We start from the raw sequence: 7,139 nt of genomic DNA, 5'->3' as shown, positions 1-7,139 counted from the left end.
GGGTCACAGTGATCGTAAGACCACCGAACGTTATCTGGAGAAGGTTTTGCAACGAGAACAAGAAATTGGGCTGATGTGGAAAGAACAAGATTTTTAACTATTATTGCGAGTTGACAATATATTTTAAAGAAGAGCTACTGATTTTTTTCAGAAGCTCTTCTTGTCTTTATGATATGTATCTTATCTAGTTTTAAACCCATCTGTATATAACTCCCATTATCATACATAATAATAAAAATAAACTCTCTCAAAAGGGGCTTTCAGTAGTGAATAAAGAAGAAGTCATTAAAATTTACCAAGATGTTCTAACCAAGAGAAGAAAACGTTTTCCGAACTATTTCTTTGTAGGGGATGAAGGGAAAAAATATATGCGTTATATGACATGTTATTTGCTTGAGCAACACTTAACAGTCCCAATCGATGAAATCCCTTCTCAAGTAACCGCAAATACATTATGGTCTCATCGTCTAAGGCCGCCTGCTATGCTATACGGTTGGAATTATTATGAAGTTATTAATAATGCCTATCCTGGAAAATTTAAACCATGGCAATTTCAACAAGCTCCTGATAAATATTGGGATGGAGAAGAAGGAAAAAGACGAGCTATTGAAGCAGTAAAATATGTAATAGAGGAGAAGTTAAAACTTCCCATGGAAGAAGTACCCTTCAAGGTTAATTTCCATTTTTTTAAACAGCATGGTTTGGGTGGCGCTTTTACTCTTTTAGGCTATTCTCCTTTTCAAATAGTTGAAACTATTTATCCAGGTGTTTTTAGCCCTTGGCAATTTGCCCATGTTCCTATGAATTGTTGGAAAAATGAAGAATATATTCGAGGGGCTATGGATAATTTTTTATTCAAACAACTACATTTCTCTTCATATGAGGATGCTTTTCTTCAATTAAAAAAAATGGATTTTACTGATTTTCAGTTAACTGGTCTCTTTCAAATGGCATTCGATTCTAGAATGAACAACGTGAAGGAATGGATAAAAAACCAACTAATCAATAAAGAGAATGAACTGTTCTACGTAGATTTAGACTAATAAAAGAATTTATTGAAAGAAAAAATCGGAATTAACCTAATTTGATTTCCATTTTCGACTTTTAGAAGTGAAGTATTAATTAATATATGATTACTTGCTTTGGTTCTTTTTCTTCATAAAAAGATATAAAGATTCAGCAAAAAAGAGAAAAAGAAGAAAAAATAGAACGAATAATTCAGCTAATTCCATTACTCTAAAAGGACTGATGGCATTGTAAAGCGCCTGAGAAACATCAAATCCCTGAATAATATCAATCCCTAAAGAAAAGCCCATTAAGCATCCCATCATTAAAACACTAATACCTAGAATTTTCATATCTATCACGCTCCATTTAATAGGTTCTACTATTTCTTCTACGACGATACGTACATATTAATTGTTAATTTTTACATAAAAAACTCTTATATGGTTAAAGTAATAAAAACTTAAAGAAGGGTGCTCAAATTTATGCCTTCGTTTTTTAAAAATCGCAAACAAAAAAATAAACAATCACATGATGAAGAGTATCAAACTGCTAATCATGGAAAAGAACAGCTAGAAGTTTCATTACCAAATAACCTTAATATGATTAAACAGAAAACAGGAAAAAGTTCAGATGTCATTATTCGTGAGATAAAATTAGGCGGCAAAGCTGATATTAATACGGCGATTGTTTACATAGAAGGAATTGTAAACAATCAGGCAATTCAAGAATATATACTTCAATCTATGATGAAAGATAATCATAAAGAAGAAATTAATCAGTACAATGCGATGGGCCTACTTTCTGAAGATATAATGACAGTTGGAAACATAACTTCAATCACTAATTCAGATGATCTATTTTGCTCTTTAACGGCGGGAGATACACTTATCTTAGTAGATGGAGTAAATCAAGCATTAAGTGCTAGCACAGCAGGTGGAGAGAAGCGTTCTATTACGGAATCCACTACCGAAATGGTAGTACGAGGACCCAAGGGAGCATTTACAGAGGCTCTAGGCACCAATACAGCCATGGTACGTCGTATTATTAAGACTCCGGATTTATGGATGGAGTCTTTAAAAGTCGGCCGTGTAACAAAGACGGATGTAACATTCATGTACATACATGGCATTGCTAACGATAAAGTTGTTAATGAAGTTCGTCAGCGATTACAAAAAATCGATATTGATAGTATTTTGGAATCAGGGTACATTGAACAACTAATAGAGGATCAAACAGCTACTCCTTTTCCAACTGTATACAATACAGAAAGACCTGACGTTGTAGCAGGGAACTTGTTAGAAGGAAGAATCGCTATATTCGTGGACGGAACTCCATTTGTACTCATTGCACCAGCTGTATTTATACAATTTTTCCAATCGGCTGAAGATTATTATGCGCGGTTTGACATTGCAACTTCCATTCGGCTTTTACGTATTTTTATGTTTATGATTTCGCTTATCGCACCAGCTACATATGTCGCAGTTACAACCTTTCACCAAGAAATGGTTCCTACAACGCTCATTGTAGCAATTGCAGCACAAAGAGAGTCCGTCCCCTTCCCTGCGTTCATAGAAGCTTTACTCATGGAATTAACTTTTGAGATTTTACGGGAGGCAGGGATACGTTTACCTAAAGCTATCGGCTCAGCAGTTTCTATTGTCGGAGCCCTTGTAATTGGTCAAGCAGCTGTTCAGGCAAGCATTGTTTCACCTGCAATGGTTATTATCGTATCCATTACAGCCATTGCAAGTTTTGCTACACCTTCTTTTAATATGGCCATCTCGGCTCGCTTAATTCGTTTTTTGTTTATGATTGGCGCAGCAACATTTGGTTTCTATGGCATTATTTTATGTCTCTTAATGATGGTTGTCCATTTGTGCAGTCTAAGATCATTTGGAATTCCTTACATGTCCCCGTTTGCCCCTTTTACCCTGGTAGACAACGGTGACACTGTTGTAAGGTTACCATGGTGGACGTTGAGACAAAGACCACGATTAGTGACTACCAACACAGTCCGAGAAGCTGCAAATCAACAACCACGTCCTCCTGCATCTCGTGGCATGGTAAATCGTGATTTCGAAGAGGGTGACAATGATGAAGCGTAAAGGCATTTTTCTTTTAACGATCATGACAATGACTTTAATACTTACAAGCTGCTGGAGTAAAAAAGAATTAACAGACCTTGCTATTGTCGCAGCTATGGGTATCGATAAAACAAAAGATGGAAGGTACCACATAACGCTCCAAATTATCAACCCCGGAAACGTGGCTGGTGGTATGCAAGGAGGAGGAGGAGCACAAAGCCCTCCCATTACTATCTATTCGGCTTCAGGAGACAATCTAGTGGAAGCAAGTAGACGAGCTTCAGGAAGGATTTCTCGGCGATTGTATTATGCTCATACAAACTTAGTTGTAGTTGGAGAGAAGTTAGCCAAAGAAGATGGCATTGACACATTAATTGATGGTCTAGATCGAGATCCAGAATTTCGAAATACTTCTACACTTGTAATTGCCAACCATTCATCTGCAGCTGATCTTATAAAGACGTTAACACCAGTCGATAAGATTCCAGCAAATAAGATACTAAAAACCTTAGAATTTACGCAAAGAAAATGGGGAGAGAATGTAAAGACATCACTCCAAGAGGTGATGAAGAGTCTTGAATCCCCTGGAAGAGGAACAGTTGTATCAGGATTTCGTCTAGTTGGTAATCCTCAGCAAGCACAAAAGCTAGATAATCTTCAGGAAAGTGCACCAGAAGCAACACTTCGCGCTTCCGGGATTGCAGTATTAAAAGAGGGAAAACTAGTCGATTGGTTATATGGAAAACCAGCAATAGGGACAGTATGGATTCTTGATAAAATTCAAGGCACTGATATTAATATTGATTGGAAAGGAAAAAAAGAAGCTATTGCTTATCAAACTGTAAGACAAAAAACAAGCATCTCTGCCCAAGTCAAGAATGGCCAACCTCATATTTCCGTTCATACACGTGTTGAAGGAGATATTGGTGATATGGAGGTACCTGTTGATATTAAAAATCCAAAGGTTATTAGAAAAATGGAACAATCCATCGGAAAAAAAATCGAAAAAGATCTAAAGATGGCTATTGAACGTGCCAAAAAAAACAGAACAGATATCTTAGGATTTGGAGAGGTAATTCATCGTACTAGGCCAAATCAATTTAAGAAATTTAAACAAGAATGGAATGATGTGTACTTTCCAAAGTTAGAAGTGGATATTACAGTAGAAGCTTACATACGTCGAGCTGGCTTGCGAAATAAATCTTTCCTTTCTGGAGTAAAAGAAAATCAAAAGTAAAGAAAAGGAGGTACCAGTTAAATGGAAAAAGCGAAAATTAGCGCCATTCAGCTCTTTATTTTAATGGTCCTATTTGAATTAGGGAGCGCTTTACTAGTACCTCTTGCAATTGATGCAAAACAGGACGCTTGGCTTGCCATTTTACTAGGAATGATATTCAGCTTTGTTCTATTGTTAGTCTATCATAGACTGTATCTCTATTACCCTGATCTTTTGTTTACCGAATACGTACAAAAGATTTTAGGGAAACCCTTAGGATTCGCCTTGGCATTTGTCTATATCCTTTACTTCATGTACGATGCCTCAAGGGTTCTACGTGATTTTGGTGAGATGTTGTTGGCCTTTGCTTATCCAGATACGCCTTTATTTATTGCGAATGCTTTATTAATCCTCGTCATTATTTATACTGTTAGAAAAGGAATTGAGGTTATTGCACGGTCAGGAGAGTTGCTTTTTATTTTTATGTACTTTCTTGCTATTGCAGGATTTATCCTAATTATATCCTCAGGATTAATTGATTTTAAAAATTTACAACCTATTTTGGAGGCCGGCTTATTTCCTGTTTTGAAAGTAGTGATGACTCAGACTTTGTATTTTCCATTTTCCGAAATCATTGTAATTACAATGATTTTGCCGTATTTAAACAACCCCAAAAAAGCTAAGCTCACAATGTTTTGTGCTACTGCATTAAGTGGGGTTAATCTCATTATCACGATGCTCATTAATGTTTGTGTACTGGGAGTTAATTTGACTGCACGCTCACAGTTTCCACTTCTTAGTACGGTCCAGACCATCCAAGTTGCAGACTTTTTAGAGCGTCTTGATGTGTTTTTTATGTTAGCTTTAATTATTACTATCTTCTTTAAGATCTGCTTATTGTTTTATGCAGCTGTAACAGGGGCAGCTAATTTATTTAAGGTTAAATCACCTTCGAGTTTATCTTATCCTTTTGGGCTAATCATTCTTTTTTTATCTATTGCCATTGCAAGTAATGCGCAAGAACATAATCATGAAGGATTAAAGATTGCAATGTTTGTTGTACATATCCCTCTCCTTACAATTATTCCTCCTTTGCTTCTTATTGTAGCTTTCTTTAAAAATAGGAGGAAGCGTGTTAAAAACAATTTCAGTCCAGAATAGGAGGAAGCTTGGATGGAAAAAGCAAGGATTAGTGCTAGTCAGCTATTTATTTTAATGGTTCTATTCGAACTAGGAACTTCTTTGTTACTACCTGTCGCAATACAAGCAAACCAGGATGCATGGCTTTCTATCCTACTTGGAATGTTGGGTAGTTTAATTCTGTTTCTAATTTACTGCAAACTATACTCTTATTATCCAAGCCTTTTGCCTACAGAATATATGCAAAAAATTTTAGGGAAAACTATAGGAAGCGTATTAGCCTTTCTTTATATGTTCTATTTCATATATAATATGGCAAGAGTTTTACGAGACCTTGGAGAGATGTTGTTAACATTTTCTTACTCCGATACGCCTCTGTTTATTGCAAATGCTTTACTCATTCTAGTTATCATTTATACTGTTCGGAAAGGAATTGAAGTAGTAGCTAGATCAGGAGAAGTATTTTTCATATTTATGTATGTACTTGCTGTCACAGGATTTTTCCTAATTGTATGTTCAGGTTTAATTGACTTTAAAAACTTACAACCAGTACTTGAAAAGGGGATTTTTCCAGTGCTAAAAGTTGTTCTTGTTCAAACTTTGTATTTCCCCTTTGGTGAAGCAATTGTATTTTCCATGATTTTACCTTACTTAAACAATCCTAAGAAGGCAAAAGCGACCATGTTATGTGCAACGGGATTGAGTGGTATTAATCTAACTATTACCATGCTTATTAATATTAGTGTATTAGGAGTCGATTTAACTGCACGCTCACAATTCCCACTTCTTAGTACTGTACAAAGCATTCAGGTGGCAGATTTTTTAGAACGGCTTGATGTATTTTTTATGCTTGCTTTAGTCATCGGTGGCTTCTCTAAAATTAGTATTTTATTCTATTCTGCTATGATAGGAACAGCCAATTTATTTAAAATTAAATCACCATCTCAGCTTTCTTACCCTATTGGGATAATAGTTCTTTTTATGTCCCTTACAATTTCTAGTAACTTTCAGGAGCATCTGTATGAAGGCATAGGGATAGAGATGTTTTTTATACAAATTCCTTTCATAGCGATTATTCCTGTGCTACTTTTTCTTGTTGCACTCTTGAAAAATAGAAGGAATCAGAAAGCATAATAAATTTGTTTATTAACTTCTGGATATAAAAAGCTTACAACGTAACTACTTATTACAGGCTAGGATTGATAAAAATAAATTTAAATTATGTGAGGTGCCTTTTTTGTATACTTGGTTTTACGATCATTTTATTAATACAATTCTATTTCCTCTTAGTTCTATCGTGATAGTAGCTATCACACTAAGTGGATATGCGTACTTTAAATTCAGGAAAAACTGAATGTCAATAGGGTCTCTTTTTTGACCATTTCTAATATAGACAAATTTTTTGATGACAAAGGTTTATTGTTATATCTGGTGAAAAAGAAGATATTTCCTAGTGCATGTACAGCCTATAATGCAAGACCATGAGCCCACCAAAAGTCTAGTTTCAATGGGGAAAATGACACATGGAAATATTTTCAGCAGTTTTAGTTGGAGTTGTAGCATTAGAACATTTATTCATTATGATTCTTGAAATGTTTTTTATACGTTCAAAGGTAGCAAAGCGAGCATTCCAGTTACCTAAGCACTTGGAAGGAGATCGAAATGTAGCTATTATGTTTGCAAATCAAGGA

The 7,139-nt window shown here is 35.4% G+C and carries 7 protein-coding genes; 6 read left to right on the top strand and 1 reads right to left on the bottom strand.

The window, feature by feature from the left end; genetic code table 11:
- Positions 1–266 precede the first annotated feature (266 nt).
- Complete coding sequence (locus tag ACH0CI_RS27825) at positions 267–1,043, top strand: DUF4046 domain-containing protein (RefSeq protein ID WP_154974544.1); 777 nt, start codon at positions 267–269, stop codon at positions 1,041–1,043.
- 90 nt (positions 1,044–1,133) lie between these two features.
- On the opposite strand, the gene ACH0CI_RS27820 is transcribed toward ACH0CI_RS27825, so the two are convergent.
- On the bottom strand, positions 1,134–1,358 hold the full coding sequence (locus tag ACH0CI_RS27820; protein ID WP_154992552.1) for a YczF family membrane protein: 225 nt from the start codon (positions 1,356–1,358) through the stop codon (positions 1,134–1,136).
- Between the two features lie 132 nt (positions 1,359–1,490).
- Here ACH0CI_RS27820 and ACH0CI_RS27815 point away from each other — a divergent pair, with 132 nt between their 5' ends.
- The 5 genes from ACH0CI_RS27815 to ACH0CI_RS27795 all read left to right on the top strand — a co-directional run.
- A complete protein-coding gene (locus tag ACH0CI_RS27815; RefSeq protein WP_154974539.1) occupies positions 1,491–3,113 on the top strand; it encodes a spore germination protein in 1,623 nt (540 codons plus the stop codon).
- Complete coding sequence (locus ACH0CI_RS27810) at positions 3,103–4,329, top strand: Ger(x)C family spore germination protein (protein ID WP_154992576.1); 1,227 nt, start codon at positions 3,103–3,105, stop codon at positions 4,327–4,329. Before ACH0CI_RS27815 ends, ACH0CI_RS27810 begins: the two co-directional genes overlap by 11 nt.
- Before the next feature lie 21 nt (positions 4,330–4,350).
- Complete coding sequence (locus ACH0CI_RS27805) at positions 4,351–5,469, top strand: GerAB/ArcD/ProY family transporter (RefSeq protein WP_243557791.1); 1,119 nt, start codon at positions 4,351–4,353, stop codon at positions 5,467–5,469.
- Between the two features lie 12 nt (positions 5,470–5,481).
- Entirely contained in the window at positions 5,482–6,582 is a 1,101-nt protein-coding gene (locus ACH0CI_RS27800) for a GerAB/ArcD/ProY family transporter (protein WP_098113482.1), read from the top strand.
- Positions 6,583–6,971: 389 nt separating this feature from the next.
- Positions 6,972–7,139, top strand: a 168-nt coding sequence (locus ACH0CI_RS27795; protein WP_406902625.1) for a DUF1304 family protein, incomplete at its 3' end; no start/stop codon positions are given.

It is taken from the genome of Priestia sp. 179-F W1.4 NHS (assembly GCF_045369295.1).
Taxonomy (GTDB): domain Bacteria; phylum Bacillota; class Bacilli; order Bacillales; family Bacillaceae_H; genus Priestia; species Priestia zanthoxyli.
Note: the sequence above shows the minus strand (reverse complement) of the source record. Positions and strands in the feature narration are given on the sequence as shown.

Excerpts from the sequence above, each read along its gene's own strand:
- ACH0CI_RS27820 (WP_154992552.1), bottom strand. The coding sequence starts at position 1,358 with ATGAAAATTCTAGGTATTAGTGTTTTAATGATGGGATGCTTAATGGGC.
- ACH0CI_RS27815 (WP_154974539.1), top strand. The coding sequence starts at position 1,491 with ATGCCTTCGTTTTTTAAAAATCGCAAACAAAAAAATAAACAATCACAT.
- ACH0CI_RS27810 (WP_154992576.1), top strand. The coding sequence starts at position 3,103 with ATGAAGCGTAAAGGCATTTTTCTTTTAACGATCATGACAATGACTTTA.
- ACH0CI_RS27805 (WP_243557791.1), top strand. The coding sequence starts at position 4,351 with ATGGAAAAAGCGAAAATTAGCGCCATTCAGCTCTTTATTTTAATGGTC.
- ACH0CI_RS27800 (WP_098113482.1), top strand. The coding sequence starts at position 5,482 with ATGGAAAAAGCAAGGATTAGTGCTAGTCAGCTATTTATTTTAATGGTT.